Source organism: Nocardioides currus (assembly GCF_003057875.1).
In the GTDB taxonomy this organism is placed as follows: domain Bacteria; phylum Actinomycetota; class Actinomycetes; order Propionibacteriales; family Nocardioidaceae; genus Nocardioides; species Nocardioides currus.
Window position 1 is genome coordinate 19,070 of record NZ_PYXZ01000001.1, and the last position, 26,921, is coordinate 45,990.

The window sequence follows — 26,921 nt, forward strand, 5'->3', positions numbered from 1 at the left end:
GAAGGAGGCGTCGTGCGCGCCATCGGCATCAACACCTGGGTCTGGGCCTCGCCCCTGACCGATGCCACCCTCGGACCCCTCCTCGACCGGGTCGCGGACCTCGGCTTCGACGCCGTGGAGCTGCCCCTCGAGACGGCCGGCGACCTCAGCGTCGACGTCGTCGCGGCCGCCGTCGAACGCACCGGCCTGGCGCCGTACGTCGTCGGCGCGATGGCCCCCGGACGCGACCTGGTCCGGACCGACCCGGCCACCGTGGCGGCCACCCAGGACTACCTCCGCGCGTGCATCGACCTGGCCGCCGGCATCGGCTCCCCCGCGGTGTGCGGGCCCTTCTACTCGGCCACCGGCCGCACGGGTCTCCTGACCTCCGACGAGCGCACGGCGGCGTACGCCGAGTGGCGCGAGCACCTCGCGCCGCTCGTCGAGCACGCGGGGTCGCGCGGCGTCGTGCTCGGCATCGAGCCGCTCAACCGCTACGAGACCTCCCTCGTCAACACCGTCGACCAGGCCCTGACCGGACTGGCCGACCTCCTCGGACCGGCCCTCGGCCTGGCCCTGGACACCTACCACCTCAACATCGAGGAACGTTCGAGCGCCGACGCGATCCGCGCGGCCGGCGAGCACCTCGCGCACCTGCAGGTCTGCGGCAGCGACCGCGGCGCCCCGGGCGGCGACCAGACCGACTGGCCCGCGCTCGTCGCGGCGCTGGACGAGGTCGGCTACGCCGGACCACTCAACATCGAGAGCTTCACCGCCGAGAACGCGGCCATCGCGACGGCGGCCTCCATCTGGCGCCCGCTGGCGCCCACCCAGGACGACCTCGCGCGTGACGGCCTGGCCTTCCTGCGCACGCTCACCGACGAAGGGACCCCGTCATGACCGACCGGCTCGGAGTCGCGGTCGTCGGCTACTCCTTCATGGGCAAGGCCCACTCCAACGCGTGGCGCAACGTCGGCGCGTTCTACCCCGACGTGCCCGGCGTGACGCAGCAGGTGCTGGTCGGCCGCGACCACGCCCAGGTCGACGACGCCGCCCGGCGCTTCGGGTGGGAGGAGTCGGCGACCGACTGGAGCGAGGTGCTGCAGCGCGACGACGTGCACATCGTCGACATCTGCACCCCCGGCCACCTCCACGCCGAGATCGCCGAGGCCGCCCTGTCGGCCGGCAAGCACGTGCTCCTGGAGAAGCCGCTGACCAACACCGTCGCGGAGTCCGAACGACTCGTCGCGTGCGCCACCGAGGCTGCCGGCGCCGGCGTCGTGTCGATGGTCGGGTTCAACTACCGCCGGGTGCCCGCGCTGGCGCACGCCCGCGACCTGATCGCGGACGGGCGGATCGGCGAGGTGCGCTCGGTGCGAGCGGCGTACCTCCAGGACTGGCTGGTCGACGCCGACGCGCCGATGACGTGGCGGCTGCGCAAGGAGCAGGCCGGCTCCGGCGCGCTCGGCGACCTCGGGTCGCACGTCGTCGACCAGGTGCAGTTCCTCCTCGGCGACGAGGTCACCTCGGCCAGCGGACGGCTGCACACCTTCGTGCCGTCGCGCCCGGGTGCCGACGGGTCCGAGCCGGTCACCGTCGACGACGCCGCGTGGGCGACGCTCGGCACCCGACGCGGAGCGGTCGCCAGCGTCGAGGTCAGCCGGATGGCGTTCGGCCGCAAGAACGGGCTCACCCTCGAGGTCTACGGCTCGCAGGGCTCGATCTCGTTCGGGCTCGAGCGCCTCAACGAGCTCGTCGTCGACACCGGCTCCGGCGGCGCCCGGGTCCTGGTCACCGAGCCGGACCACCCGTACGTCGAGGCGTGGTGGCCGCCGGGTCACGTGCTCGGCTGGGACCACACGTTCACCTCGCAGGCGGCCGACTTCCTGGCCGCGGTTGCCGTCGGGACCCAGCCCTCCCCCGGCTTCGCCGAGGGCCTCGCGGTGCAGCGGGTGCTGGGGGCGATCGAGGACAGCTCGGCACGCGACGGCCTGCGCGTCGAGATCACGGCACACTGACGTCGTACGACGACGAGGAGACGAACCATGGGCAAGCGCTTCACGCTCTTCACCGGCCAGTGGGCCGACCTCACGCTGGAGGAGGTCGCGTCGTACGCCGCCGGGTGGGGTTACGACGGGCTCGAGATCGCCGTCTCCGGAGAGCACCTCGACGCCTGGCGCTGGGACGACGACGACTACGTCGAGGAGCGGCTCGACATCCTCGCTCGCCATGGCCTCGGCGTGTGGGCGATCTCCAACCACCTCACCGGCCAGGCGGTCTGCGACGACCCGATCGACTTCCGGCACCAGTCGATCGTCGGTCCGCGCGTGTGGGGCGACGGGTCGCCGGAGGGCGTGCGGTCGCGGGCCGCGGAGGAGATGAAGCTGACCGCGCGGCTGGCGAAGCGGCTCGGCGTCGACACCGTCGTCGGCTTCACCGGCTCCTCGATCTGGCAGTACGTCGCGATGTTCCCGCCGGTCCCGGCGTCGGTCATCGACGCGGGCTACCAGGACTTCGCCGACCGCTGGAACCCGATCCTCGACGTCTTCGACGAGTGCGGCGTGCGGTTCGCGCACGAGGTGCACCCCTCCGAGATCGCCTACGACTACTGGTCCACGCAGCGCACGCTCGAGGCGATCGGGCACCGCCCGGCCTTCGGTCTCAACTGGGACCCCAGCCACATGGTCTGGCAGGGCCTCGACACCGTCGCGTTCATCACCGACTTCGCCGACCGGATCTACCACGTCGACTGCAAGGACACCCGGATGCGGATGGGCGGCGGTCGCAACGGGATCCTCTCCTCGCACCTGCCGTGGGGCGACCAGCACCGGGGCTGGGACTTCGTCTCGACCGGTCGCGGCGACGTGCCGTGGGACGACGCATTCCGCGCGCTGGCCCGGATCGGCTACGACGGCCCCGTCTCGGTCGAGTGGGAGGACGCGGGCATGGACCGGCTCCGCGGTGCGCCCGAGGCACTGGAGTTCCTGCGCCGCTTCGACTTCGAGCTGCCGTCCGCCTCGTTCGACTCGGTCTTCGACCAGGGCTGAGGTCCGCTCCGTTGTCGGTGGCCTCGGGCACCATCAGCGGCATGGAGATCCTGACGATCCTGGTGATGCTCGGCGTGGGCCTCGCGCTCGGCTTCGGGCTGGGCTGGCTGGCGTCCCGGGCCCGGCCCCGCGACGAGGGCGTGCTCGCCGCCCTCACCGCGCGCGGACAGGAGCAGGCCGTCCTGCGTGAGGGCCTCGACCGGCTGGGCGACCAGCTGCGCGACCTCGACCACGACCGCGCGACCTGGCAGGGCCAGTTCAGCCAGCAGGTCTCCGACATGCGGCTGACGACGGAGTCGCTGCGCCGGGAGACCTCGTCCCTGGCCACCGCCCTGCGCAAGCCGCAGGTCCGGGGTCGGTGGGGCGAGCTCCACCTGCGCCGGGCGATCGAGCTCGCCGGGCTGGTCTCGCGGTGTGACTTCACCGAGCAGGCCCAGCTCGCCGACGGCGTCCTGCGCCCCGACGTGGTGGTCCACCTCGCCGGCGGCAAGTCCGTCGTCATCGACGCCAAGGTCTCGCTCGAGGCGTTCCTCGACGCGGCGAGCAGCGAGGACGACGACGAGCGCGAGGCCCACCTCCAGCGCCACGTGCGCCAGCTCCGCACGCACGTCGACCAGCTCGCGGCCAAGGCCTACTGGCGCTCGCTCGACGAGACCCCCGAGTTCGTGGTGATGTTCGTGCCCGCCGAGGCGTTCCTCTCCGCCGCCCTCGACACCCAGGCCGACCTCCTCGAGCACGCCGCGAGCAAGCACGTCATCCTCGCCACGCCCACGACGCTGATCGCGCTGCTGCGCACGGTCGCCCACGGCTGGTCGCACGAGACGCTCGCCGCGCAGGCCTCGGAGGTACGCCGCCTCGGGGCCGAGCTCCACCAGCGCCTCGGCTCGCTGGGCGCCCACCTCGACAAGCTCGGACGCTCGCTCGGCGCGGCCGTCACGGCCTACAACGCCGGCGTCGGCTCGCTGGAGGGCCGCGTGCTGGTCACCGCCCGGCGCTTCACCGACCTGGGAGTCACCACCGACGAGCTCGCCGCACCCCGGCAGGTCGAGGAGGCGCCACGCAGCCTCAGCGCGCCGGAGCTCGACCACGACGACTTCGCGGCCCTCGGCGACCTCGCCCGGCCGGGGCCGAGCGAGGAGACTCTGTTCGACGACAGCGCGACCCGGCCTGCCCCTCGCCCCGACGAGCCGCGGATCCGTCGTGCCTGAGCACGACCGGCGCGCCGTCGATGGGCCGGGGACCGCCCGCTCTACCGTGGTCGGCGTGAGTCACACCGGATCCGTGTGGACCGACGGTCTCGAGCCCGGACGGCAGGCCGTCGCGCTCGGGGTCGCCGCCGTGCTCACCATCGTGGCCATCGACGTGCTCCTCGTCGGCGAGCTGTCCTTCTTCTTCGACCTGTGCTTCATCGTGCTCTGCCTGGGCCTGGCGCTGGTGGTCCGCGCACACGACTTCTTCACCGTCGGCGTGCTGCCGCCACTGATGATGCTCGCGGTCTTCACCCTGCTCGGCGCGGTCGCCCCCGAGACGGTGGCCGACCGGGGCGACGGCCTCGTGCAGGCCCTGGTCTCCGGGCTGGCGCACCACAGCGGTGCCCTCGTCGCGGGCTATGCCGTGTGCCTCGGCACGCTGTGGATGCGACAGCGCACGATCCGCCAGCGCTCGGACGTCCGTGGCTCGGACAGCCAGCGCCTGCCCTCCTGAGGGGCCAACCAACACGGGCGTACCGGTGCGCGCGTCCCACTCGGCGTGCGGATGACACAGGCGTGCCGGTGGACGCGCCGCACGGGGCGCGCGGATGACACAGGCGTGCCGGAACACATGCCGCACCCGGCGCGCGGATGACACGGCCGTGTCGGGATTCCCGCACACGTGTGTCAGTCGGCGCCGATCTCGAGCGAATTCGTCGACACACGTGTGTCAGTCGGCGCCGGTCTCGGGCGAATTCGTCGACACACGTGTGCCATTCGGCGCCGGCCTCGGGCGAATTCTTCGACACACCTGTGTCATGAACCGGCGAGGCCGAGCGCGTCAGACCTCGAAGCGCTCCACGTCGCCCGCCCCGCGGCGTACGACCTCGGGCTCCGGGCCCGACCAGTCGATCACCGACGTCGGCTGGGCCGAGGTCTCGCCGGCCTCGATCACGATGTCGACCGCGTGGTCGAGGTCTTCCTTGATCTCCCAGCCCATCGTGCGCGCCTCCTCCTCGCCAGGGAGGATCAGGGTGCTGGTCAGGATCGGCTCGCCGAGCTCCTCGAGGATCGCGCAGACGAGGACGTGGTCGGGGATCCGCACGCCGACCGTGCGCTTCTTGGGGTGCATCAGCCGCTTCGGCACCTCGCCGGTCGCGGGGAGGATGAAGGTGTAGGGGCCGGGGGTGGCCGCCTTGATCGCCCGGAACGCCGAGTTGTCGACGTGCACGAACTGACCCAGCTGGGAGAAGTCGCGGCACATCAGCGTGAAGTGGTGGCGGTCGTCGAGACCGCGGATCGCCAGGATCCGGTCCCGCCCGTCACGGTTGCCGAGCTGGGCACCGAGGGCGTAGCCCGAGTCGGTCGGGTACGCGATCAGCGCGTCGTCGCGCAGCGCCTCGACGACCTGCGAGACCAACCGCGGCTGGGGGTTGTCCGGGTGGATGTCGAGGTAGCGGGCCATGGACGTGCTCAGGCCTGCTGGGCCGCACGGATGTCGCGGCGCAGCTCGGGGGGCAGCGCGAAGATGAGGGACTCCTCGGCCGAGTGGACGGCACGCGCGTCGGGGTAGCCGCGCTCGGCCAGGAAGGCGAGCACGCCGTCGACGAGGTCCTCGGGCACGGAGGCGCCGGAGCTGACGCTCACGTTGGCGACACCGTCGAGCCACGACTCCTCGATCTCCGTGTGGTCGTCGACGAGGTGGGCGGCCTTGGCGCCGGCCTCGAGGGCGACCTCGACGAGGCGGACCGAGTTGGAGGAGTTGCGCGAGCCGACCACGATCACCAGGTCGGCGGCGGGCGAGATCTCCTTCATCGCGAGCTGACGGTTCTGGGTGGCGTAGCAGATGTCGTCGCTCGGAGGGTCGAGCAGCAGCGGGAACTTCGCCCGGATCGCGGCCACCGTCTCGAGGGTCTCGTCGACCGACAGCGTCGTCTGCGACAGCCAAGCCACCTTGGCGGGGTCGCGGACCACGATGTTGGCCACGTCGTCGGGGCTCTGCACGAGCTGGATGTGGTCGGGCGCCTCGCCGGCGGTCCCCTCGACCTCCTCGTGCCCCTCGTGGCCGATGAGCAGGATGTCGTAGTCGTCGCTGGCGAAGCGCTTCGCCTCGTGGTGCACCTTCGTCACGAGCGGGCACGTGGCGTCGATGGTCTTCAGCGACCGGTCCGCGGCCTCGGCGTGCACGGCCGGGGAGACGCCGTGGGCGGAGAACACCACGGTCTGGCCCTCGGGGACCTCGTCGAGCTCCTCGACGAAGATCGCGCCGCGGGACTCGAGGTTGGCGACCACGTGCTTGTTGTGGACGATCTGCTTGCGGACGTAGACGGGGGCGCCGTACAGGTCGAGCGCCTTCTCGACCGTGATGACGGCCCGGTCGACGCCGGCGCAGTAGCCGCGAGGCGCCGCGAGGAGCACTTCGCGCGCGGCGTCCGGGTCGAGGACGGGCGGCAGGCCGAGGTCGGTCGTCATGTGGTCGAGTCTAGGAGCAGAGCGGGTACGCCGCATTGTCGGCGTGCTCACCTAGAGTCACGCCGTGCCCACCCTCCGCGACGCGACCCAGGAGTCCCCCGCGCCGGTGCGTGCGGTCTCCAACGCCGTCAGCCAGTGGATCGACCAGCTGGGTGCCGTGTGGGTCGAGGGACAGCTGGCGCAGATCAGTCGCCGCCCGGGCCTCAACGCCGTCTTCATGACCCTGCGCGACACCGTGGCCGACATCTCGGTGCCGCTCACCTGCCAGCGCACGCTGTTCGACTCGCTCAGCCCGCCGCTGGTGGAGGGGGCCAGCGTCGTGGTGCACGCGCGGCCGTCGTTCTACGCCAACCGCGGGACGTTCTCGCTCTACGCACGCCAGATCAGCATGGTCGGCCTCGGCGAGCTGCTCGCCCGCATCGAGCGCCGGCGTCAGCTGCTGGCGGCCGAGGGGCTGTTCGCCCCGGAGCTCAAGCGCGACCTCCCCTTCCTGCCCGCCCGGGTCGGGCTCGTCACCGCCCCCAACAGCGCGGCCGAGCGCGACGTCCTCGACAACGCCCGCCGGCGCTGGCCGGGGGTGGAGTTCGAGGTGGCGTATGCCGCGATGCAGGGCAGCCGGTCCGCGGCGGAGGTGATGGGGGCCCTCGACCGGCTCGACCGCCACCCCGTCGTCGACGTGATCGTGATCGCCCGCGGCGGCGGGTCCGTCGAGGACCTGCTCCCGTTCTCCGACGAGGCCCTGATCCGGGCGGTCCACCAGGCGCGCACGCCGGTCGTGTCGGCGATCGGCCACGAGCCCGACTCCCCGCTGCTCGACCTCGTCGCCGACGTCCGGGCCTCGACGCCCACCGACGCGGCCAAGCTGGTGGTGCCCGACATGACCGAGGAGCTGCGCGGGGTGACGTGGGCCCGCGACCGGCTGCGCCAGCTGGTCGACCAGCTCGTGCAGCGCGAGCAGTCGCGGCTCGACGACCTGCGCGGGCGCCCGGTCATGCGCGACCCACGCACCATCCTCGACGTTCGTTCCGACGAGGTGAGCGAGCTGCGCGAGCGCGCTCGTCGTCACCTCTCCCACCGGCTCGACCGCGCCGCCGACGACATCGGCCACCACCGCGCCCGCGCGCAGTCGCTGTCCCCGCTGGCCACCCTCCGACGGGGCTACTCCGTCGTGCAGGACGCCGAGGGGCACGTCGTGACCAGCGTCGGCGCCGTCGCCGCGAAGCAACCACTCAGCATCCGCGTCGCGGACGGCCGGATCGCCGCGACCGCGACCGGCACCGAAGAGCTCAGCACCCCAGAAGGAGACTCCGATGACTGACGAGAGCCCGTCCTACGAGGCGGCCCGCGAGGAGCTGATCGAGGTGGTCCGCACCCTGGAGGCCGGCGGCACCAGCCTCGAGGAGTCGCTCGCGCTCTGGGAGCGCGGCGAGAAGCTGGCGAAGGTCTGCCAGACCTGGCTCGACGGCGCGCGAGAGCGCCTCGACGCCGCGGTGGCCGAGGACGAGTGATCCCACACTCCGTCCGTGGATGAGAACTCTCATCCACGGACAGGACCATGTGGTCCGTCCGTCCACATTTCAGAAGTAGATTCGACATATCGAACTGGCGGCGCTAGCCTCCTCGGAGTCTGTGGCGTGGGTCACAGCCGGCCTCGAGGAGCCCCCGTGTCCAGATCACTGCGCATCCGGTCCAGCCGCATCCTGTCTCTCGTCGCCGCCGGCGTCGTGGTCGCGGCGGGCGTGGCCGTCCAGCCGGCCCAGGCGTCCCTCGCGGGCGCGGCAACCCAGGCGAGCCAGCCGGCCGCCGCCGACACGCCCATCGCGTGGGTCGAGGTCGAGGACGGCGTGATCAGCGGCGGGCCCGCCTTCAACTCCGGCGACCACGGCAACTTCTCCGGCACCGGCTCCTACACGTTCCGCGAGACCGGGATGACCTCGACGATGACCGTGAACGCCCCTGCCGCGGGCACCTATCCCCTCCACGTGCGCTACGCCGCCGGTCCGCTCGGCGCCGACGAGAACGTCACCCGGTCCATGGGCGTCGTCACCAACGGCGTCCGGCAGCAGGTCAGCTACCCGATGACCAGCTTCGAGAACTGGGAGGCCTGGCGGTTCGCCACCACCGAGGTCACTCTTAACCAGGGCGCCAACACCGTGGCGATCCACTGCGACCGCAGCGTCGACTTCTGCCGCCTCAACTTCGACGCGATCCAGATCGGCGGGACGGCCCCCGACCCCTGCGCCGCGACCCCGACCGAGGCGGGCTACACGCGGCTGTTCGACGGGACGTTCGACTCCTTCGACGGGTGGCGCAAGGCCGGCGCCGGCGGGTTCGGTCGCCAGGTCGACTGCACCATCCAGGGCCTGCGCGGTCGGGGCGCGACCTGGTTCGTCGAGCAGCAGGCGGCGCCGTACACGCTGCGGGTGGACTGGCGCCGCAACGACAGCAACGACGACTCGAGCGTGTACATCGCCTCCGGCAGCCGAGGTGGAGCCGACCCGGTCGGCGGTTACCGCGTCCCGATCGGCGCCGACACCGGCGCCATCGTGCCCACCGGCGGCACCGCGCAGGCTCCCGACGCCGCAGCCGTGGCCGGCGCCCTGCGACCGGTCGGGCAGTGGAACACCTACACGTTCCTGCTCACCGGATCGCGGCTGCGGGTCCTCCTCAACGGCACCCTCGTCAACTCCCTCGACCGCGCGAGCGGCAGCACGCCGAGCGGCTTCATCGGCCTGGAGAACCTCAGCGACGCCGACCGGGTCTCCTTCCGCGACATCCAGGTCAGGCCCGACGTCGACCTCGGCCGGCTCGCCCGTCCGTTCGGCCGGGCCGTGGCGGCCGGCGGGGTCGACAACCCCGGTGGCGAGTCCACGCTGGGCAACCTGGTGGCCGAGGCCCAGCGCTGGGCGACCAGCGACGCGACGTCCGGGACGGCGAAGATCGCGTTCGTGAGCCCGACCTCCCTGGGCGCCGACCTGGTCGGCACGCCGGGTGGCTCCCCGGCGATCGTCACGCACCGGCAGGCGACGCAGGTGCAGCCGATCGCCGACCGGCTCGTCAACCTGCGGCTCACGGGGGCGCGGATCAAGACCGTGCTGGAGCAGCAGTGGCAGCACACCGCGACCGGCACCGTGCCGACGCAGCGGTTCCTGCGGCTCGGCACGTCGGCCGGGTTCACCTACACCTACGACCCGACCGCCGCGGAGGGCTCGCACATCACCGGCATGTGGCTGGGCGGCGTGCCCCTCTCGATGACGGGCAGCTACTCCGTCACCGTGACCGCCTCCCTGGCCGCCGGCGGCGACAACTTCCACGAGCTCGTCAACGGCACCGGCCGCCGGGACACCACCAGCGACGCGCAGTCGTCCCTCGCGGGCTACGTCGAGGCGTTCGCCGGCAGTGCCCCGCTGGCGCCCGAGCTCGCCCAGCACGCGGTCGGGGTCTCCTTCCCGGGCGGGCCCATGGCGTCGTACGCCGCAGGCAGCACCGTCGCCGTCGACCTGACGTCGCTGTCCTTCACCGGCGCGGCGGACGTCGACGACGCGTGGGTGGACGTGACGGTCGGCGACCGGCCGCTCGGCTCCTTCGCCGTCGACAACACGCTCGGCTCCGACCTGGTCGACGAGACCGGCCGGTCCACCGTCCGCGCGATCCTGCCGAGCGACATGCCCGCGGGGGCGACCACCATGCGGATGACGGGTCGCACGACCGGAACCACGATCGAGCTGCCGATCACGGTCACCCCGGCGGCCGAGCCCACGCCGACGCCCACGCCGACGCCCACGCCGACGCCGGCCCCCACCCCTCTGCCGACGCCCACCACCCCGCCCGCCCCGACGCCGCCGGTGACGGCGCCGGCCTCGAAGGCAACGCCGACGCTCACCGCCCGGGTGCGCCCTGCCGCTCTCCGGGCGGGCAGCAGGGCGCGGCTGAAGATCGCGCTGACCGCGTCGGGCCACACGCCCACCGGCAAGGTCACCGTCAGGGTCGGCGGCAAGAAGCTCGTCGGGACCCTGTCGCGCGGCCGCGTCACCATCGCGCTCCCCCGCTTCGCCAAGCCCGGGAAGGTGACGGTGAGGATCAGCTACGCCGGGGACGCGGCGACCACCGCGGTCTCGCGCACCGTGAAGCTGCGCGTGAAGGCCGCGCGGTAGGCCTCAGCGCTCGAGCAGCCCGATCAGCTCCTGGAGCTGCTCGGGCGAGGCCGACCCGTAGACGAGCACGTTCTGGTCGTCGTACCCGATCGAGTAGCCGGTGTCGCCACCCTCGTCGGACCACGTCTGCCAGGTGTCACCGATCGCGCTCTCGATCTCGAGCGGCTCGCCCTCGACAGCGTCCTCGTCGATGTTGACCTCCACCAGGTCGCTCACCGACGCGGCGTCCTGGCGCAGGCCGACGAAGGTGTCGTCGTCGGTCAGGATGCCCAGGCCCCACCGAGCGGGATCGGTCTGGACGAGCTCGACGGTCGTGGCCCGCCACCCGTCCGGCAGGGACGGCGGGGCGACCACGTCGAAGCCGGCACCCCGGGCGGCCTCGGCGGCGGCCGCGAAGTCGACGGGCTCGGGCTCCACCTCGACGTCGGTGCGGCTCACCGAGCGCAGGACCACGAACGTCCCGATCGCGAGCAGGGTCACGATCAGCGCCCCCACCAGGCCGTTGGTGGAGCGTTGGTAGCGGCCCGGCTTCTCACTCACGCCACTCATTCTCACAGGTGCCCTCGTGCCGTACGGTACGGCGGTGCTGCCCCACGTCCCCGTGGGCGAGACCGGAGCCGCGGTCGTCGCCGCGACCGCCCTCGTGGCGCTGCTGGTCACGGCGCTCAGCCATCCCCGGGGCCGGGTCGAGGCAGCGGTCGCCGTGGTCGCCAGCCTGGCCGTGCTGGGCGTCGGTGCCCTGACCCGTGACGACCTCGACGACGTCGTCGAGCACCTCTCCCCGGTCGTCGTCTTCCTGGTCGCGATCCTGGTCGTGGCGGAGGTCTGCGCGCGGGCCGGCGTGTTCGTCGCCGCCGGCGCGCTCGTCGCCCGGTGGAGCCGTGGCCGTCCGGTCAGGCTGCTCACGGGCATCTTCGTGCTCGCCGCCGTCGTGACCACGGTCTTCAGCCTCGACGCGACCGTCGTGCTGCTCACGCCGGTCGCGCTCACGGCCGCCCTGGCCCACGGGGTGAGCACCCGACCCGTTGCCCAGGTCTGCCTCCGGATGGCCAACTCGGCGTCCCTGCTGCTGCCGGTCTCCAACCTCACGAACCTGCTGGCCCTCCCCCACCTCGACCTGACCGTGGGCGGCTTCGCGCTGCGGATGGCGCCCGTGCTGGTGGTGGTGCTGCTGGTGGAGTACGCCGGCCTGCGACTGCTCTCCCGCCGGGATGTCCATGGGCGAAATGGGGGTCTCAGGACGGAGAACACCCCGGTTTCTCCCATGGAGATCCCCGCACAGCAGCAGAAGCAGCGGCAGACCCTGCATGTCCCCGTCGCCGTCGTGGCCCTGATGCTCCTCGGCTTCGTCGCCACCTCGCCGTTCGGGGTCGACCCCGCCTGGGTGGCCGTCCTCGCGGCCCTCGTGCTGGCCGGCTGGGGGCTCGCGACCGGCGTCGCCGGACCGCGCGACGTGCTGGCCGCGGCGCACCCCGGCTTCGCCGTCTTCGTGCTCGGCCTCGGGGTCGTCGTCGCGGCGCTGGCCCACGGACCGCTCGGCGACCACGTCGGCGGCTGGCTGCCCGACGACGGCAGCGGCTTCGTCGCCCTGCTGGCGATCGCCGCCGTCGCCACGGCGCTGGCCGCCGTGCTCACCAACCTGTCGGCGACCCTGCTCCTGCTCCCACTCCTCGCGCCGCTCGGCACCACCGCGATCCTGGCCGCGCTGCTCGGGCTCAACATCGGCTCCGGACTGACCTGGACCGGCTCGCTGGCCAACCTGCTCTGGAGACGGACGCTGAGCCGCCAGGGCGTGCGGATCACCTCACGCGAGTTCCACCGGGTCTCGCTCACGCTGACCCCGGTCAGCCTCGTCGCGGGCGTCGCGGTCCTCTCCCTGCTCGCGTGAGTCGCGACGGTGAGACCGCACGATGCCGACACAATGGGCCCATGACGACCTACCGCCTCGCCGAGGCCGCCGAGATCCTGGGCGTGAGCGACGACACCGTACGCCGCTGGGTGGACGCCGGACGGCTGACGACGACCGGCTCGAGCCCCGCCGTTATCGAGGGCACCGACCTCGCCGCCGTGGCCGAGTCACTGCTCGACGAGCCCGACCGTGACCGCTCGCGCGCCAGCTCGGTGAGCGCCCGCAACCGGCTGCCGGGCATCGTCACCCGGGTGAAGAAGGACACCGTGATGGCACAGGTCGAGATGGTGTGCGGCAGCAGCCGGATGGTCTCGCTGATGAGCGCCGACGCGGCCGACGAGCTCGGGCTGGCGCCCGGCGTCCGCGCGATCGCGTCGGTGAAGTCCACCAACGTCGTGATCGAGACCCCGTGACCGCAGATACGGACGCATCGACCCATTCCTCCCGCACATGCGGCACACTGCGACCATGACTCCTCACCGATCCGCGGCTCGCCGCATCACCCTGGCGGCCACGGCCGTCCTCCTCTCCGCCTCGCTGGCGGCCTGCGGCTCCGAGGACGACGCGGGAGACACAAGCTCCGACGGCGCCGGCGACGGTGCCGGCACGTTGACGGTCCTCGCCGCCGCCTCGCTGACCGACGTCTTCGCCGACCTCGCGACCCAGTTCGAGGCCGACCACGAGGGGTCGACGGTGGAGTTCTCCTTCGGCTCGAGCACCGACCTGGCCGAGCAGGTGGCGGACGGCGCGCCCGGCGACGTGCTCGCCACGGCCGACGAGACGTCGATGACGCTCGCCGAGGACGCCGACGTGACCGGCGACATCGAGACCTTCGCGACCAACGTGCTCACGATCGTCACGCCCGCCGGCAACCCGGCCGGCATCGAGTCGCTCGACGACCTCGACGGCGCGACCTGGGTGCGCTGCGCCGACGAGGCACCCTGCGGCAAGGTCGCGGCGGCCGTGCTGGCCGACAACGACATCACCGCCGAGCCGGCAAGCCTCGAGGAGGACGTCCGGTCCACCCTCGACAAGGTCGTCTCCGGCGAGGCGGACGCCGGTCTGGTCTACGCGACCGACGCCGTGGCCGCAGGCGACGAGGTGACGGCCGTGCCGATCCCGGGCGCCGACTCCGAGGTCACATCCTACTTCACGACCGTGCTCGACCAGTCGGAGGACGCCGACCTCGCGCAGGAGTGGGTCGACTTCGTGGTGTCCGACGACGGCCAGGCCATCCTCGAGACGGCCGGCTTCGGGGCGCCGTGAGGTCACAGGTGGGGCGCCGATGACGAGGACGGGCCGGGCCGCCGACCCGCTGGGCCGACCGCCCCTCCTGCTCCTGGCGCCCGCCGTGGTGGCGCTGCTCCTGCTCGTGGTCCCACTGGTCGCCATGCTCGCGGCGATCGACTGGGCCAGCCTGCCGGACGACCTCGCCTCCGCCCCACTGCGCCGCGCGCTGTGGCTGAGCCTGACGACGTCCACCGCGGCGATGCTCGTCAGCCTCCTGCTGGGGCTGCCGGTCGCATGGCTGCTCGCCCGCGTGCAGTTCCGCGGCCGGGGGCTCGTCCGCGTGCTCGTGACCGTGCCGATGGTGCTGCCGCCCGTCGTCGCGGGCGTCGCGCTCCGGTCGGCGTTCGGGCGCACCGGCCTGGTCGGCGCGCCCCTCCTCGACGCGACCGGCTTCGCGTTCCCGTTCACCGCCTGGGGCGTGGTCCTGGCCCACGTCTTCGTCTCGATGCCCTTCGTGGTCCTGGCGATCGAGGGCGCCCTGCGCACGGCCGACCCCGAGCTCGACGGTGCGGCCGCCACGCTGGGCGCCACCCGGTGGACGACGTTCCGACGTGTGACGGTCCCGTTGGCCCTGCCCGGCATCGTGGCCGGCATGGTGCTGGGGTGGGCGCGGTCGCTCGGGGAGTTCGGCGCCACCATCACCTTCAACGGCAACTACCCCGGCCGCACCCAGACGATGCCCACGCTGATCTACGTCACCCGCCAGAGCGACCAGGACGCGGCCCTCGCGCTGAGCCTCGTGATGCTCGTGGTCTCGGTCGCCGTGCTCGTCCTGCTCCGCGGCCGCTGGCTGGGCACCCCGTGACGGCCGGCCTGCACGTCGACCTGACCGTCCCGGGCCGGGCGAGCGTGCGGCTCGACGCCGGGCCGGGAACCGTGGTCGCGGTGATCGGCCCCAACGGCGCCGGCAAGTCGTCGCTCGTGCGCGCGCTGGCGGGTCTCGTGCCCGCAGACGGCACGGCGGTCCTGGACGGCACCGACCTGCTGCGGCTCCCCGCCCGCGACCGTGAGGTCGGGCTCGTCTTCCAGGGGCAGCTCCTCTTCCCGCACCTCTCCGCCCTCGACAACGTCGCCTTCGGACCCCGCGCGCGCGGCCGGGCACGACGCGAGGCCGACGCCGCGGCCCAACGTCTGCTGGACACCTTCGGCGTGGGCCACCTCGGCCACCGGCGCCCGCGCGAGCTCTCCGGCGGCCAGGCGCAGCGAGTGGCGATCGCCCGGGCCCTGGCCACCGAGCCCCGCCTGCTGCTGCTCGACGAGCCCTTCGCCGGTCTCGACGTCACCGTGGCGATGGCGCTGCGCATCGAGCTCGCCCAGCACCTCGCGGACTTCGACGGCGTCGCGATCCTGGTGACCCACGAGGCGATCGACGCGCTGACCCTGGCCGACCAGGTGCTGGTGCTCGACGGGGGCACGGTCGCCCAGCGCGGCACCCCGCAGGACGTCGCCGCCCGTCCGGCGACCGACCACGTCGCCCGGCTCGTGGGGGTCAACCTCGTCCGCGGCGCGGAGGAGTTCACGACCTTCTCGCCGCGCGACGTCACGGTCAGCCTCCGCCGGCCCGAGGGCTCGGCGCGGCTGCGGTGGAGCGGCTCGATCGCGAGCGCGCAGCAGCACGGCGACGCCGTACGCCTCCTCGTCGACTCAGAGCCCGCGCTGCTGGCCGACGTCACCCCGCAGGCCGCGACCGAGCTCGGTCTCGCGCCCGGCCGGGAGGTCTGGCTCTCGGTCAAGGCCACCGCCGTGAGCAGGTACGCAGCCCACCCCGACGACCGCTAGCATGCGCCCCATGAGCCCGCAGACGAAGCCGGACCGCAACCTCGCCCTCGAGCTCGTCCGGGTGACCGAGGCCGCCGCCATGGCGGCCGGTCGCTGGGTCGGTCGCGGCGACAAGAACGACGCCGACGGGGTCGCCGTCAACGCCATGCGGGTGATGATCTCCAGCATCGGCATGACCGGCACCGTGGTGATCGGCGAGGGCGAGAAGGACAACGCCCCGATGCTCTACAACGGCGAGCAGGTCGGCGACGGCACCGGTCCGGAGTGCGACGTGGCGGTCGACCCGATCGACGGCACCACGCTGACCGCGAAGGGCATGAACAACGCGATCTCGGTGCTCGCCGTCGCCCCGCGCGGCACGATGTACGACCCCTCCGCCGTCTTCTACATGGAGAAGCTCGTCACCGGCCCGGAGGCCGCCGACGTCGTCGACATCCGCCTGCCCGTCGGCGAGAACATCCGCCTCGTCGCCAAGGCCAAGGGCCTCTCGGTCTCCGACGTCACCGTCGTGATCCTCGACCGCCCCCGCCACGCCCAGCTCGCGGAGGAGATCCGCGCGACCGGCGCCCGCATCAAGTACATCGCCGACGGTGACGTGGCGGGCGCCATCATGGCCGCCCGACCCGACACCGGCATCGACCTCCTGCTCGGCGTGGGGGGCACCCCCGAGGGCATCATCGCGGCGTGCGCGATGAAGTGCACCGGCGGCGTGATCCAGGGGCGGTTGTGGCCGCAGGACGACGACGAGCGCCAGCGCGCCCTCGACGCGGGCCACAACCTCGACCAGGACTTCGTGCTCGGCACCGACGACCTCGTCACCGGCGACGACTGCTTCTTCGTCGCCACCGGCATCACCGACGGCGAGCTCATGCGCGGGGTCCACTACCGGCCCAACGGAGCCACCACCGACTCCCTGGTGATGCGCTCGCGCAGCGGCACGATCCGCCGCATCAGCAGCGAGCACCAGCTCTCGAAGCTACGCGATTTCTCCGCGATCGACTTCGACCGCTGAGAACGCCGGCCGCAGCGCCGCCGTGACGGCGGCGATCACCCGCGGGTCGATCGCCATCCCGACGTGGGAGGCGCGCACCTCGACCGGAGTGGCGAGCGGGTCGATGCAGGCGCGCCAGTCGACGATGCCGTCGCGTCGGGAGTAGATGGCGGTGAAGTCGACCGAGTCGGCCAGCGGCGCTCGCCCGTCGTCGAAGCTCCGTCGCGCGCACGTCCCCGAGACGCAGTCCTCGGCCATCACCCCGGGGATCCCCGCACGGCTGAGGCGCACCAGCATCGCGACGCTGGCCGACAGGCTGACGTGGTGTGCGCCCGGGGCGAGCATCGGGCTCCCCATCGTCACCAGGCCCGAGACCAGGTCGGGCCGGCGCGCGGCCACGCCGCGGGCGAGCATCCCGCCGAGGCTGTGGCCGACGATCCGGACCAAGCTGCCGCGCCGCTCCGCGATCGACTCGAGGCGCATCTCCATCTGAGCGGCGACGTCGAGGGTGCAGCCGACGTTGGCCCGGATGTGCGAGCGGTAGGTGCGCAGTCCCTGCTGCTGCAGCGCGCGGCGCATCAGCGCGAGCGTGCCGTCGCCGGCCATGAAACCCGGCACCAGCATGACCGGGTCCTCCGCCCGCCCCGTCGCGCGATGGCTGTACGGCGTGTGCCGCCGCTCGCCCCGCAGGTGGACCGCCTCCAGGGCGTAGCGACCGGCCTCGCCGATCACCCGGCCCTCGCCCAGGACGGCGTGCACGCGCGGACGCTCGAAGCCGTCAGGCAACAAGAAGTCGGCGAGTGTGGTCGGCGTCACAGTCCCGAACCTAGCCGTCACCCGGATGTCACACCGACATTTGACCCACGAATACCCCATCCCGGTGCCGCCGGCGCCCGTCCGTCGTGTTGACTCGGACCATGAGTCGCACGTCGTCCACCGCTCCCCAGGACCCGTCGGCCGTGAGGGTCTCGGAGGAGCTGTTCGCCCCGGTCAGCCCCTCCGTGGAGATCTGCTACCAGACCTTCGGGTCCGACGACGACGACCCGCTGCTGCTGGTGATGGGGCTCGGCGGGCCGATGATCTGGTGGGACGACGACTTCTGCACGCGGCTCGCCGAGGCCGGCTTCTTCGTCATCCGCTACGACAACCGCGACACCGGGCGGTCCTCGCGGATCGGCCAGCGCGTGACGCGCGCCCAGCTGGTGAGGGCCTTCACGACGGGACGAGGCAGTGCGCCGTACGCCGTGAGCGACCTGGCCGCCGACGGCCTCGCCCTCCTCGACCACCTCGGCATCGACGCCGCCCACGTCGCCGGCATCTCGATGGGCGGCATGATCGCGCAGACCATGGCGATCGAGGCGCCCTCGCGCGTGCTCTCGCTGACCAGCATCATGTCCACCACCGGCCGGCGCACCGTCGGCTGGCAGAGCCCCGCGCTGCTGCCGACCCTGATCGCCCCGCGCCGCGGCGGCAAGGAGGCCTACGTCTCCACCAACTCGATGGTGTGGGGCCTGATCGGCTCGCCCGACTTCCCGGTCGAGGCCGACGTGCTGCGCAAGCGCGGTGAGGACACCTTCGACCGCGGGGTCTCCGCGAGCGGCGTCCTGCGGCAGATGATGGCGATCCTCACGCAGCCCAACCGGACCCTGCGCCTGCGCACGCTGCACCTGCCGACGCTGGTGATCCACGGCCTCGCCGACAAGATGGTGCACGTCAGCGGCGGGCGCGCGACGGCGTCGGCGATCCCCGGGGCCGAGCTGGTGCTGGTCGACGGGATGGGCCACGACCTGCCGACCGAGCTCTACGACTCGTTCGTCGAGGGCATCCGCCGCACCGCGGACCGGGCTCGGCCGGGCGGCGCCTGACCTGTCGGGCCGCGCCCCTGCTGGCTCTCCTCCCTCCGCGTGGTCGCGCACTTGCCAACTGCGGGCCAATGGCGTTAGTTGTGATCCAAACCACATAAGGGAGGAACGCATGCACCGTCCCTCACGGCGCCGGTTCCGGCGTCAGTCCATCCGCAGGATCACGGCAGCCGCTGCCTCGATCACCTGCGCCGTCTCGCTGGCCGCCTGCTCGGGCGACGGCGGCGACAAGACCGAGCTGATCTGGTACATCAACCCCGACAGCGGCGGCCAGGACGCGGTCGCGGAGAACTGCTCGACCGACGACTACACCGTCACCACCCAGGTCCTCCCCCAGGACGCCGGCCAGCAGCGCATCCAGCTGGCCCGACGCCTGGCTGCGGGCGACCCCTCCATCGACCTGATGAGCCTCGACCCGCCGTTCACGGCGGAGTTCGCCAACGCGGGCTTCCTCGCGGAGATCCCGCAGGACGTGCAGGACCGGCTCACCGAGCAGTCCTTCGACGGCGCCACCGCGGCGGCCACGTGGGACGGCCAGCTCGTGGCCTTCCCGTTCTGGTCCAACACCCAGGTGCTCTGGTATCGCAAGTCCTTCGTCGAGAAGGCCGGGCTCGACATGAGTCAGCCCGTCACCTGGGACCAGATCATCGACGCGGCGTCCGACAACGGCGGCAAGATCGGGGTGCAGGCCAACAAGTACGAGGGCTACTCCGTGTGGATCAACGCCCTGATCTCCGGTGCCGGCGGCTCGATCATCGAGGACGCCGACCAGGGCGCGGACGCCACCATCTCGATCGACAGCCAGGCCGGCGAGACCGCGGCCGGGATCATCGAGAAGCTCGCGTCGTCGCCGGCCGCGCCGGCCGACCTGTCGGTGTCCAACGAAGGCACCGCGGGATCGACGTTCGGCTCCGACGCCGGCTCGTTCCTGGTCAACTGGACCTACATCTGGAACAACTACGGCGACGACCGCCTCGGCGACGACATCGGCTACGCGAAGTATCCCGAGTCCGTCGAGGGTGAGGAGTCGCGTCCGCCGTACGGCGGGATCGGCATCGGCGTCAGCGACAGCTCCGATGACAAGGAGGACGCGCTGGCCGCGGCCGAGTGCCTCGTCTCCCCGGAGAACCAGGGCATCAACGCCGAGATCACGGGCAACATGCCGGCCAGCGCGGAGGGCTATGAGTACCCCGCGCTCGCCGACCTCTTCCCGCCCGACCTGCTGCAGCTGTTCCAGGACAGCGTCGACGCCGCGGCACCGCGGTCGGTGACCCCGTACTGGTCCGACATCTCCAGCTCGCTGCAGAGCACCTGGCACCCGCCGTCGAGTGTCGATGCCGACACTCCCGCCAAGTCGCGCTCCTTCATCGACGACATCATCAAGGGAGGGAGGTTGTTGTGAGCGCAGTGACCGCACCGCAGTCCGACAAGGTCGCCGAGGAGAGGGCCCGCGCCGCCTCCAGTGACCGCGCCGTCGCCGAGAACCGGCTGGGCCAACGCCTGGTCGCCCCGGCTGTCGTCCTGATGATCCTGGTGACCGCCTACCCGATGCTGCAGGCGCTCTACCTCTCGCTGTTCCGCTACCGGCTCACCACGCCGGACGACCGCGAGTTCGTGGGGCTCGGCAACTACGGCACGATCCTGACCGACTCGCTGTTCTGGCAGGACACCTGGAACACCGTGCTGATCATGGTGATCACCGTCGCGGTGGAGCTGGTCATCGGCTTCGCGTTCGCGATGGTGATGCACAAGATCATGATCGCCCGCGGGCTGATGCGGACCTCGATCCTCATCCCCTACGGCATCATCACGGTCGTCTCGGCCTTCGCCTGGCAGTTCGCCTTCTCGCTCAACAACGGCTTCGTGAACTCGTGGTTCTCGTGGTTGCCGTGGATAGCCGAGGACACCAACTGGTACGGCGACCACTGGCCGGCGATGTTCGCGATCATGGTCTCGGAGATCTGGAAGACGACGCCGTTCATGGCGCTGCTGCTCCTCGCCGGCCTCTCGCAGGTCTCCGAGGACATGCTCGAGGCCGCCGAGGTCGACGGGGCCACCTGGACCCAGCGGCTGTTCAAGGTGATCCTGCCGAACATGAAGGCCGCGATCATGGTGGCCGTCCTGTTCCGCGCCCTCGACGCCTTCCGCATCTTCGACAACATCTTCGTGATGACGCGAGGGGCGCAGGAGACGGAGTCGTCGTCGTTCCTGACCTACCGACAAGTCATCGAGCAGATGCAGCTCGGGATGGGGTCGGCGCTCTCGGTGCTGCTCTTCCTGACCGTGCTGCTGCTGGCGTTCGGGATCGTGAAGCTGTTCAAGGTCGACCTGGCACAGGCGAGGGGTGAGGGCTGATGGCAACCAAGACCAAGACCGGGATCGGCACCTGGGTCGGCTTCGTGCTGATCCTCGTGTGGTGCCTGCTCCCCGTGGCGTGGATCGTCTCGCTCTCGTTCAAGTCGCTCGAGGAGACCACGGCGGGCAGCCCGCAGTTCCTGCCGAAGGACTTCACCACCGGCAACTACGGGGAGATCCTCGACAACGGCGACTTCACCCGGGCGCTGATCAACTCCTTCAGCATCTCGCTGATCGCGACGGTCCTCTCCGTCATCCTGGCGACGCTGGCGGCGTACGCCATCGCCCGGTTGGAGTTCAAGGGCAAGCGCCTGGTGCTCTCGATGGCGCTGGCCATCGCGATGTTCCCGGTGGTGTCGCTGGTGGGGCCGCTGTTCGACATGTGGCGCACGTTCGGCCTGTTCAACACCTGGCCGGGCCTGATCATCCCCTACATGACGTTCACGCTGCCGTTGGCGATCTGGACGCTCTCGGCCTTCTTCCGCGAGATCCCGTGGGAGATGGAGCAGGCGGCCCAGGTCGACGGAGCCACGTCGTGGCAGGCGTTCCGCAAGGTGATCGTCCCGCTCGCCGCACCCGGTGTGTTCACCGCGGCGATCCTGACGTTCTTCTTCGCCTGGAACGAGTTCGTGCTCGCGATCTCGTTGACGTCGACGACGTCGTCGCGGACGGTGCCGGCCCAGATGTCGTTCTTCGTGGGACCGGACCCGTTCAACCCGCCGTACGCACAACTGGCGACGGCCTCGGTCATCGTCACGATCCCCGTGATCATCATCGTCCTGCTTTTCCAGCGCAAGATCGTCGCCGGCCTGACCTCCGGCGCAGTGAAGGGTTGATCCAATGGCTGCCATCGACATGAAGAACATCGTCAAGAAGTACGGCGACGGCTTCCCAGCGGTGAACGACGTCAGCATCGACGTGCAGGACGGGGAGTTCATGATCCTCGTCGGCCCGTCGGGCTGCGGGAAGTCCACCCTGCTGCGGATGATCGTCGGACTGGAGGACATCACCACCGGCGACATGATGATCGGGGACAAGCGCGTCAACGACCTGGCGCCGCGCGATCGCAACCTCGCGATGGTGTTCCAGAACTACGCGCTCTACCCGCACCTGACGGTCTACGAGAACATCGCCTTCCCGCTCCGGCTCGCCGGAGCCCCGGAGAGCGAGATCGACCAGAAGGTGCGCGAGGCGTCGAAGACGCTGGAGCTCGACGAGCACCTCGAGCGCAAGCCCGGCAACCTGTCGGGTGGTCAGCGCCAGCGGGTGGCGATGGGCCGCGCGATCGTGCGCGACGCGGACGCGTTCCTCTTCGACGAGCCGCTGTCCAACCTCGACGCCAAGCTGCGTGGGCAGATGCGCACCGAGATCTCGCGGCTGCAGAAGCGTCTGGGCATCACCACGGTCTACGTCACGCACGACCAGACGGAGGCCATGACGCTCGGCGACCGGGTCGCGGTGATGAAGCGAGGCGTGCTCCAGCAGCTCGCCTCGCCGCGCGAGCTCTACGAGAACCCGGGCAACCTCTTCGTGGCCGGTTTCATCGGCTCCCCGCCGATGAACTTCCTGCCCGCCGAGGTCGACGGGACCTCCGTCAAGCTCCCGTTCGGGACCGTCACCATCTCCGAGGAGAAGGCCAAGAGGGCCCAGGGCAAGGGACTGCTCATCGCCGGCATCCGGCCCGAGCACTTCGAGGACGCATCGGTGAAGGACTCGCCGACGGCGGGCTCGACGTTCAGTGCCCGCGTGGACGTCGTCGAGTGGCTCGGCAACGAGGCCTACGCCTACATCCCGTTCGAGGCGCCGCCCGAGGTCCAGGCCCAGCTCACGCAGCTGGAGAAGGACCTCGACGGCGAGTCGATGCGCACGCAGCTGGTGATCTCCCTCGACGGCGCCAGCCGCATCGCCGAGGGCGACGAGGCGGAGATCTGGGTCGACGCCCGCAAGATCCACCTGTTCGACCCCTCGACCGGTGAGAACCTCACGGTCGACGAGGCGCGTGCGGGGCGGATCCACGGTCGGGAGGACCCGAGCGGCATGGCGAAGGCCGAGGCGATGGCCGACGAGGGCGAGGAGATCCACTCGGCCGACGAGGCCTGAGCCCAGCGCCGTACGCCACACGAGGCGCCGTCCACCACGGGGTGGACGGCGCCTCGTGCCGTGTCGTGCTGCTGCGTCAGTCGGAGAGCCGCTCGCCCGTCTCCGTGTCGAACACGTGGACGTGCTGCGGGTCGGTGGTGACGTGGAGCGTCTCACCCTTGGTCGGCTGGTGGCGCCCGACGACGCGGATGATCACGTTGGAGGGCACCCCCTCCACGTCGGAGGTGCCGTAGACGAAGCTGTCGGCGCCGAGCTCCTCGACGACGGTGACGCGCACCGGGAGCCCGCCCTCCGACTCGGAGACGAGGCGCCAGTTCTCGGGACGCACGCCGACGGTGACCTTGCCGTCCATCTTGCGCTCGGCCGTCGGGTCGACGGGGACCTTGTAGCCACCGACGCTGACCTGGCCGTCGACGGCGGTGCCCTCGAGCAGGTTCATCTGCGGCGAGCCGATGAAGCCCGCCACGAACAGGTTGACCGGCTTGTCGTAGAGCCGCAGCGGGGTGTCGACCTGCTGGAGGACACCGAGCTTCATCACCGCGACCCGGTCGCCCATCGTCATCGCCTCGACCTGGTCGTGCGTGACGTAGACGGTGGTGACTCCGAGGTCCTGCTGCAGCCGGGCGATGTCGGTGCGGGTCTGCACGCGCATCTTGGCGTCGAGGTTGGACAGCGGCTCGTCCATGCAGAACACCTGCGGGTTGCGGACGATCGCGCGACCCATCGCGACGCGCTGGCGCTGACCACCCGAGAGCGCCTTCGGCTTGCGCTGGAGATACTCGGTGAGGCCGAGGATCTCCGCCGCCTCGGCGACGCGCTTCTTGCGCTCGTCGGCCGACACCTTCGCCATCCGCAGCGAGAAGGCCATGTTGTCCTCGACCGTCATGTGCGGGTAGAGCGCGTAGTTCTGGAAGACCATCGCGATGTCGCGGTCCTTGGGCGGGAGCTTGGTGACGTCACGGTCGCCGATGCGGATCGTGCCGTCGTTCACCTCCTCGAGACCGGCGAGCATGCGCAGGGTCGTGGACTTGCCACAACCGGACGGACCGACGAGCACCATGAACTCGCCGTCCTTGATCTCGAGGTCGATGCCGGGCACGGCCGGCTCGTCGGCGCCTGGATACCAGCGTTGCGCCTTCTCGAACGAAACTGTTGCCATCGTTGTCTCCTTCACCGGCAGGTACGTGCCGGACGATCCGTTGTGAAGCAGTTCCGCGGTGCCAGGGGCCCGCGGAGTGTGGGATGGGGTCGCGCACTCACGGGCGGGTCAGGGGCCACTCCTCACCGGGCTCGGGTCGCCCGCGCGGGCTGGCTCTCGATGGCGAGCCGGCCGGGGCTTCGTAGAGTAGCCGGATCGAGGCCTCCGGTGTGGTGCAGGTCACGTCGATCTTCCCGGTCGCGCTGGCGCACGTCGAGCCGACGTCGCGAGGCCCGCTCAGCGGCGTACGAACCAGGCGCCCGTGTCGGCCGGCAGCTCAGCGCCGACGCCGGGGTCGGAAGCCACGAGCAGCTCGTGCTCGGGGAGCGCGACCGCCGAGGTGCCGGTGTTGACCCAGCACTCGACTCCCCCGCGCCGGAAGGCGAGCACGTCGTCGCCGGCCTCGACCCACGCGAAGTCCGGCTGCCCGACGAGACGCTCACGACGCAGCCGCAGCGCGCGTCGGTAGAGCTCGAGGGTCGAGGCGGGGTCGCCGTCCTGCGCCTCGGCGGTGAACGGCGCCCAGTCGTCGGGCTGCGGGAGCCAGGTCCGGTCCGGGGTCACGTCGCCGAAGCCGTACGGCGCTGCGTCACCGCTCCACGGCAGCGGCACCCGGCAGCCGTCGCGACCGGGGTCGGCACCCGCGGTCTGCACGAAGACCGGGTCCTGGCGCCGCTCGTCGGGCAGCTGCTCGAACTCCGCGAGCCCGAGCTCCTCACCCTGGTAGAGGTAGGCGGTGCCGGGCAGGGCGAGGACGGCCAGGATCGCGGCCCGGGCCCGCCGCTCCCCCAGGGCGTTGTCGGGCGCCTCGACGGCGAAGCGCTGACGGTCCTGCACGGCCTCGCGCATCCCGTCGGCCTGCGGCCGGCTGAAGCGGGTGACCTGCCGGACGACGTCGTGGTTGGAGAGCACCCAGGTGGACGGGGTGTCGAGCTCGGCCGACTGGGCCAGGGACTCCTCGACGATCGCCCGCATCACCGGCGCGCGGAACGGTGCGCGCATGAAGTCGAACTGGAAGGCGGTGTGGAGCTCGTCGGGGCGCAGGTAGTGCCCGAGTCGGGCGCTGTCGGCGACCCACGCCTCGGCGACGAAGATGCGGGGTGGGTAGTAGGAGTCGGCCACCCGGCGCCACCTGCGGTAGATCTCGTGCACGGCGTCGTGGTCCCACGCGGGGTGCGGCGCGTTGTGGGACACCAGGCCATGCTCGTCGGCGTCGGGCAGCCCCGGCGTCTTGGCCAGCCCGTGCGCCACGTCGATGCGGAAGCCGTCGACGCCACGGTCGAACCAGAAGCGCAGCACGTCCTCGAACTCGGCCACCACCTCCGGGTTGGTCCAGTCGACGTCGGGCTGCTCGGGCGCGAACAGGTGGAGGTACCACTCGCCGTTCGGCAGCCGGCTCCACGCGGGTCCACCGAAGCTGGACTGCCAGTTGTTGGGCGGGAGCGACCCGTCGCCCGCGCCCGGGCGGAAGATGTAGCGGGCCCGGGCGGCCTCGTCGCCGCCCAGCGCCGCCTGGAACCACGGGTGGTCGTCGGAGGTGTGGTTGGGGACGATGTCGAGGAAGACCCGCAGGCCCGCCGCCTTCAGGGCGGCGAGCAGCTCGTCCGCCTCGGCGAGGGTGCCGTAGCTGGGCTCGATGTCGCGGTAGTCGGCGACGTCGTAGCCGGCGTCGTGCTGCGGCGAGGGATACCACGGGTTGATCCACACCGCGTCGACGCCGAGGTCCACGAGATGGGGGATCCGGGCCCGCAGCCCCGCGATGTCACCGATCCCGTCGCCGTTCCCGTCGGCGAAGGAACGGATGTAGCACTGGTAGACGACGGCCTCGCGCCACCACTGGTCATCGGTCGACTGCGACATGGCCCCAGCCTGTCAGAGCGACGGCTCCGTCAGTAGGTGCCGATGATCTTCCTCGGCGTGCCCGGAGGAGGCAGCCGGGTGACGCTGACGCTGCCCATCAGCGAGATCCCCTTGACCCGGACCGTCGGTGAGTCGGGGCCGATCGCGGCCGGGACCTTGTCCTTGCCCTGGCCGTAGTCGCCCATGATCGGGGTGCCGTCGACGATCACGTTGACGTGGGCGGGCACGACGACCTTGACCTCGCCCATGATCGCGCTGGCGTTGATGGTCGTCTCACGGCTGCTCAAGGTGGCCTCGCGCAGGTCGACCAGGACGCTGCCCATCAGCGCGAAGGCAGAGTGGTGCTCGGGCACCTGCCAGACGCCTCGGCGCTTGCAGTCGCCCATGATCGCCATCGAGCTCGCGTGCCCGGGCACGGCCGGCATCCCGGCCGCCGGGCGGGGCACGGGGACCCCGGTCGTCGGCGCGGCGTGCAGGTCGGCCGTGATCGGGACCAGGTCGGCGTACGTCTTGGCCTTGAACGCCAGCTCGAGTCGCTCGTCGAGCTCGTCGAGGTCGAGTCGGCCCTGTCCCGCGGCCTCGCGCAGGACCTCGGCGACCTTGTGACGGTCGGCGTCGGAGATCCGCATGCTCCCGGGGTCGTGTCCCTCCAGCTCACCCATGACGCTCACCCTAGATGGCCGCGCACAGCAACCCCGTGGACACCGCCGCCGCGACCGGAGCATCCTGACGATG

26 protein-coding genes are annotated in these 26,921 nt (G+C 71.5%); 19 read left to right on the top strand and 7 right to left on the bottom strand.

The window, feature by feature from the left end; genetic code table 11:
• Positions 1 to 12: 12 nt before the first annotated feature.
• The 5 genes from C7S10_RS00095 to C7S10_RS00115 are packed head-to-tail and all read left to right on the top strand — an operon-like array spanning position 13 to position 4,730.
• On the top strand, positions 13 to 879 hold the full coding sequence (locus C7S10_RS00095) for a sugar phosphate isomerase/epimerase family protein (protein WP_108342390.1): 867 nt from the start codon (positions 13 to 15) through the stop codon (positions 877 to 879).
• The gene (locus C7S10_RS00100) at positions 876 to 1,997 is read left to right on the top strand and encodes a Gfo/Idh/MocA family protein (RefSeq protein ID WP_108342391.1); all 1,122 of its coding nucleotides are present in this window, start codon (positions 876 to 878) and stop codon (positions 1,995 to 1,997) included. Before C7S10_RS00095 ends, C7S10_RS00100 begins: the two co-directional genes overlap by 4 nt.
• 27 nt (positions 1,998 to 2,024) lie before the next feature.
• On the top strand, positions 2,025 to 3,026 hold the full coding sequence (locus C7S10_RS00105; protein ID WP_108342392.1) for a sugar phosphate isomerase/epimerase family protein: 1,002 nt from the start codon (positions 2,025 to 2,027) through the stop codon (positions 3,024 to 3,026).
• A 41-nt stretch (positions 3,027 to 3,067) separates the two neighbouring features.
• Positions 3,068 to 4,234 carry a DNA recombination protein RmuC gene (locus C7S10_RS00110; protein ID WP_108343229.1) on the top strand — a complete coding sequence of 389 codons (1,167 nt, stop codon included), beginning with the start codon at positions 3,068 to 3,070 and terminating at the stop codon, positions 4,232 to 4,234.
• Positions 4,235 to 4,289: 55 nt separating this feature from the next.
• Positions 4,290 to 4,730, top strand: coding sequence for a DUF6542 domain-containing protein (locus tag C7S10_RS00115; RefSeq protein ID WP_108343230.1), 441 nt, complete (start codon positions 4,290 to 4,292; stop codon positions 4,728 to 4,730).
• Positions 4,731 to 5,057: 327 nt separating this feature from the next.
• On the opposite strand, the gene C7S10_RS00120 is transcribed toward C7S10_RS00115, so the two are convergent.
• Together C7S10_RS00120 and C7S10_RS00125 are read right to left on the bottom strand one after the other, a co-directional pair.
• The gene (locus tag C7S10_RS00120) at positions 5,058 to 5,681 is read right to left on the bottom strand and encodes an L-threonylcarbamoyladenylate synthase (RefSeq protein WP_108342393.1); all 624 of its coding nucleotides are present in this window, start codon (positions 5,679 to 5,681) and stop codon (positions 5,058 to 5,060) included.
• An 8-nt stretch (positions 5,682 to 5,689) separates the two neighbouring features.
• Positions 5,690 to 6,688 carry a 4-hydroxy-3-methylbut-2-enyl diphosphate reductase gene (locus C7S10_RS00125; RefSeq protein WP_108342394.1) on the bottom strand — a complete coding sequence of 333 codons (999 nt, stop codon included), beginning with the start codon at positions 6,686 to 6,688 and terminating at the stop codon, positions 5,690 to 5,692.
• A 64-nt stretch (positions 6,689 to 6,752) separates the two neighbouring features.
• On the opposite strand from C7S10_RS00125, the gene xseA reads away from it, so the two are divergent.
• The 3 genes from xseA to C7S10_RS00140 all read left to right on the top strand — a co-directional run bounded on the left by xseA (position 6,753) and on the right by C7S10_RS00140 (position 10,842).
• Positions 6,753 to 8,006: an exodeoxyribonuclease VII large subunit gene (gene xseA, locus C7S10_RS00130; protein ID WP_108342395.1), complete on the top strand. Its 1,254-nt coding sequence runs from the start codon at positions 6,753 to 6,755 to the stop codon at positions 8,004 to 8,006.
• A complete protein-coding gene (locus tag C7S10_RS00135) occupies positions 7,999 to 8,196 on the top strand; it encodes an exodeoxyribonuclease VII small subunit (RefSeq protein ID WP_108342396.1) in 198 nt (65 codons plus the stop codon). Before xseA ends, C7S10_RS00135 begins: the two co-directional genes overlap by 8 nt.
• A gap of 156 nt (positions 8,197 to 8,352) precedes the next feature.
• Complete coding sequence (locus tag C7S10_RS00140) at positions 8,353 to 10,842, top strand: 5'-nucleotidase C-terminal domain-containing protein (RefSeq protein WP_108342397.1); 2,490 nt, start codon at positions 8,353 to 8,355, stop codon at positions 10,840 to 10,842.
• Positions 10,843 to 10,845: 3 nt separating this feature from the next.
• On the opposite strand, the gene C7S10_RS00145 is transcribed toward C7S10_RS00140, so the two are convergent.
• Positions 10,846 to 11,382 carry a DUF4245 family protein gene (locus C7S10_RS00145; protein WP_165807002.1) on the bottom strand — a complete coding sequence of 179 codons (537 nt, stop codon included), beginning with the start codon at positions 11,380 to 11,382 and terminating at the stop codon, positions 10,846 to 10,848.
• A gap of 43 nt (positions 11,383 to 11,425) precedes the next feature.
• On the opposite strand from C7S10_RS00145, the gene C7S10_RS00150 reads away from it, so the two are divergent.
• Genes C7S10_RS00150 through glpX form a run of 6 tightly spaced genes read left to right on the top strand, consistent with a single transcriptional unit; the run spans position 11,426 to position 16,832 of the window.
• On the top strand, positions 11,426 to 12,730 hold the full coding sequence (locus C7S10_RS00150) for an SLC13 family permease (protein ID WP_165807003.1): 1,305 nt from the start codon (positions 11,426 to 11,428) through the stop codon (positions 12,728 to 12,730).
• A 41-nt stretch (positions 12,731 to 12,771) separates the two neighbouring features.
• Positions 12,772 to 13,164, top strand: coding sequence for a TOBE domain-containing protein (locus C7S10_RS00155; RefSeq protein WP_108342400.1), 393 nt, complete (start codon positions 12,772 to 12,774; stop codon positions 13,162 to 13,164).
• 55 nt (positions 13,165 to 13,219) lie between these two features.
• Positions 13,220 to 14,017, top strand: a complete 798-nt coding sequence (modA, locus tag C7S10_RS00160) for a molybdate ABC transporter substrate-binding protein (RefSeq protein ID WP_108342401.1) — start codon at positions 13,220 to 13,222, stop codon at positions 14,015 to 14,017.
• Positions 14,018 to 14,036: 19 nt separating this feature from the next.
• Positions 14,037 to 14,846, top strand: a complete 810-nt coding sequence (gene modB / locus C7S10_RS00165; RefSeq protein WP_108342402.1) for a molybdate ABC transporter permease subunit — start codon at positions 14,037 to 14,039, stop codon at positions 14,844 to 14,846.
• Positions 14,843 to 15,820, top strand: coding sequence for a sulfate/molybdate ABC transporter ATP-binding protein (locus C7S10_RS00170; protein ID WP_165807004.1), 978 nt, complete (start codon positions 14,843 to 14,845; stop codon positions 15,818 to 15,820). The genes modB and C7S10_RS00170 overlap by 4 nt, the downstream gene beginning before the upstream one ends.
• A gap of 10 nt (positions 15,821 to 15,830) precedes the next feature.
• Positions 15,831 to 16,832: a class II fructose-bisphosphatase gene (glpX, locus tag C7S10_RS00175; RefSeq protein ID WP_207769174.1), complete on the top strand. Its 1,002-nt coding sequence runs from the start codon at positions 15,831 to 15,833 to the stop codon at positions 16,830 to 16,832.
• On the opposite strand, the gene C7S10_RS00180 is transcribed toward glpX, so the two are convergent.
• Positions 16,797 to 17,627, bottom strand: a complete 831-nt coding sequence (locus tag C7S10_RS00180; RefSeq protein WP_165807005.1) for an esterase/lipase family protein — start codon at positions 17,625 to 17,627, stop codon at positions 16,797 to 16,799. The genes glpX and C7S10_RS00180 overlap by 36 nt on opposite strands.
• 101 nt (positions 17,628 to 17,728) lie before the next feature.
• Between C7S10_RS00180 and C7S10_RS00185 the strand changes: the two genes are divergently transcribed.
• The 5 genes from C7S10_RS00185 (at position 17,729) to C7S10_RS00205 (ending at position 23,128) form a co-directional block, all read left to right on the top strand.
• Positions 17,729 to 18,676: an alpha/beta fold hydrolase gene (locus C7S10_RS00185; protein WP_108342406.1), complete on the top strand. Its 948-nt coding sequence runs from the start codon at positions 17,729 to 17,731 to the stop codon at positions 18,674 to 18,676.
• Positions 18,677 to 18,785: 109 nt separating this feature from the next.
• Positions 18,786 to 20,075, top strand: coding sequence for an extracellular solute-binding protein (locus tag C7S10_RS00190; RefSeq protein ID WP_108342407.1), 1,290 nt, complete (start codon positions 18,786 to 18,788; stop codon positions 20,073 to 20,075).
• A complete protein-coding gene (locus tag C7S10_RS00195) occupies positions 20,072 to 21,028 on the top strand; it encodes a carbohydrate ABC transporter permease (RefSeq protein WP_243395124.1) in 957 nt (318 codons plus the stop codon). Before C7S10_RS00190 ends, C7S10_RS00195 begins: the two co-directional genes overlap by 4 nt.
• Positions 21,028 to 21,864 (top strand): carbohydrate ABC transporter permease, encoded by an 837-nt coding sequence (locus C7S10_RS00200; RefSeq protein WP_108342409.1) that lies wholly within the window; start codon positions 21,028 to 21,030, stop codon positions 21,862 to 21,864. The genes C7S10_RS00195 and C7S10_RS00200 overlap by 1 nt, the downstream gene beginning before the upstream one ends.
• A 4-nt stretch (positions 21,865 to 21,868) precedes the next feature.
• Positions 21,869 to 23,128, top strand: coding sequence for an ABC transporter ATP-binding protein (locus tag C7S10_RS00205; protein ID WP_108342410.1), 1,260 nt, complete (start codon positions 21,869 to 21,871; stop codon positions 23,126 to 23,128).
• 76 nt (positions 23,129 to 23,204) lie between these two features.
• On the opposite strand, the gene C7S10_RS00210 is transcribed toward C7S10_RS00205, so the two are convergent.
• The 3 genes from C7S10_RS00210 to C7S10_RS00220 all read right to left on the bottom strand — a co-directional run bounded on the left by C7S10_RS00210 (position 23,205) and on the right by C7S10_RS00220 (position 26,848).
• A complete protein-coding gene (locus C7S10_RS00210) occupies positions 23,205 to 24,287 on the bottom strand; it encodes an ABC transporter ATP-binding protein (RefSeq protein WP_108342411.1) in 1,083 nt (360 codons plus the stop codon).
• 276 nt (positions 24,288 to 24,563) lie between these two features.
• Positions 24,564 to 26,186 carry a glycoside hydrolase family 13 protein gene (locus C7S10_RS00215; RefSeq protein WP_108342412.1) on the bottom strand — a complete coding sequence of 541 codons (1,623 nt, stop codon included), beginning with the start codon at positions 26,184 to 26,186 and terminating at the stop codon, positions 24,564 to 24,566.
• A 29-nt stretch (positions 26,187 to 26,215) separates the two neighbouring features.
• Positions 26,216 to 26,848 carry a DUF1707 SHOCT-like domain-containing protein gene (locus tag C7S10_RS00220; protein WP_165807006.1) on the bottom strand — a complete coding sequence of 211 codons (633 nt, stop codon included), beginning with the start codon at positions 26,846 to 26,848 and terminating at the stop codon, positions 26,216 to 26,218.
• Positions 26,849 to 26,921: the final 73 nt, after the last annotated feature.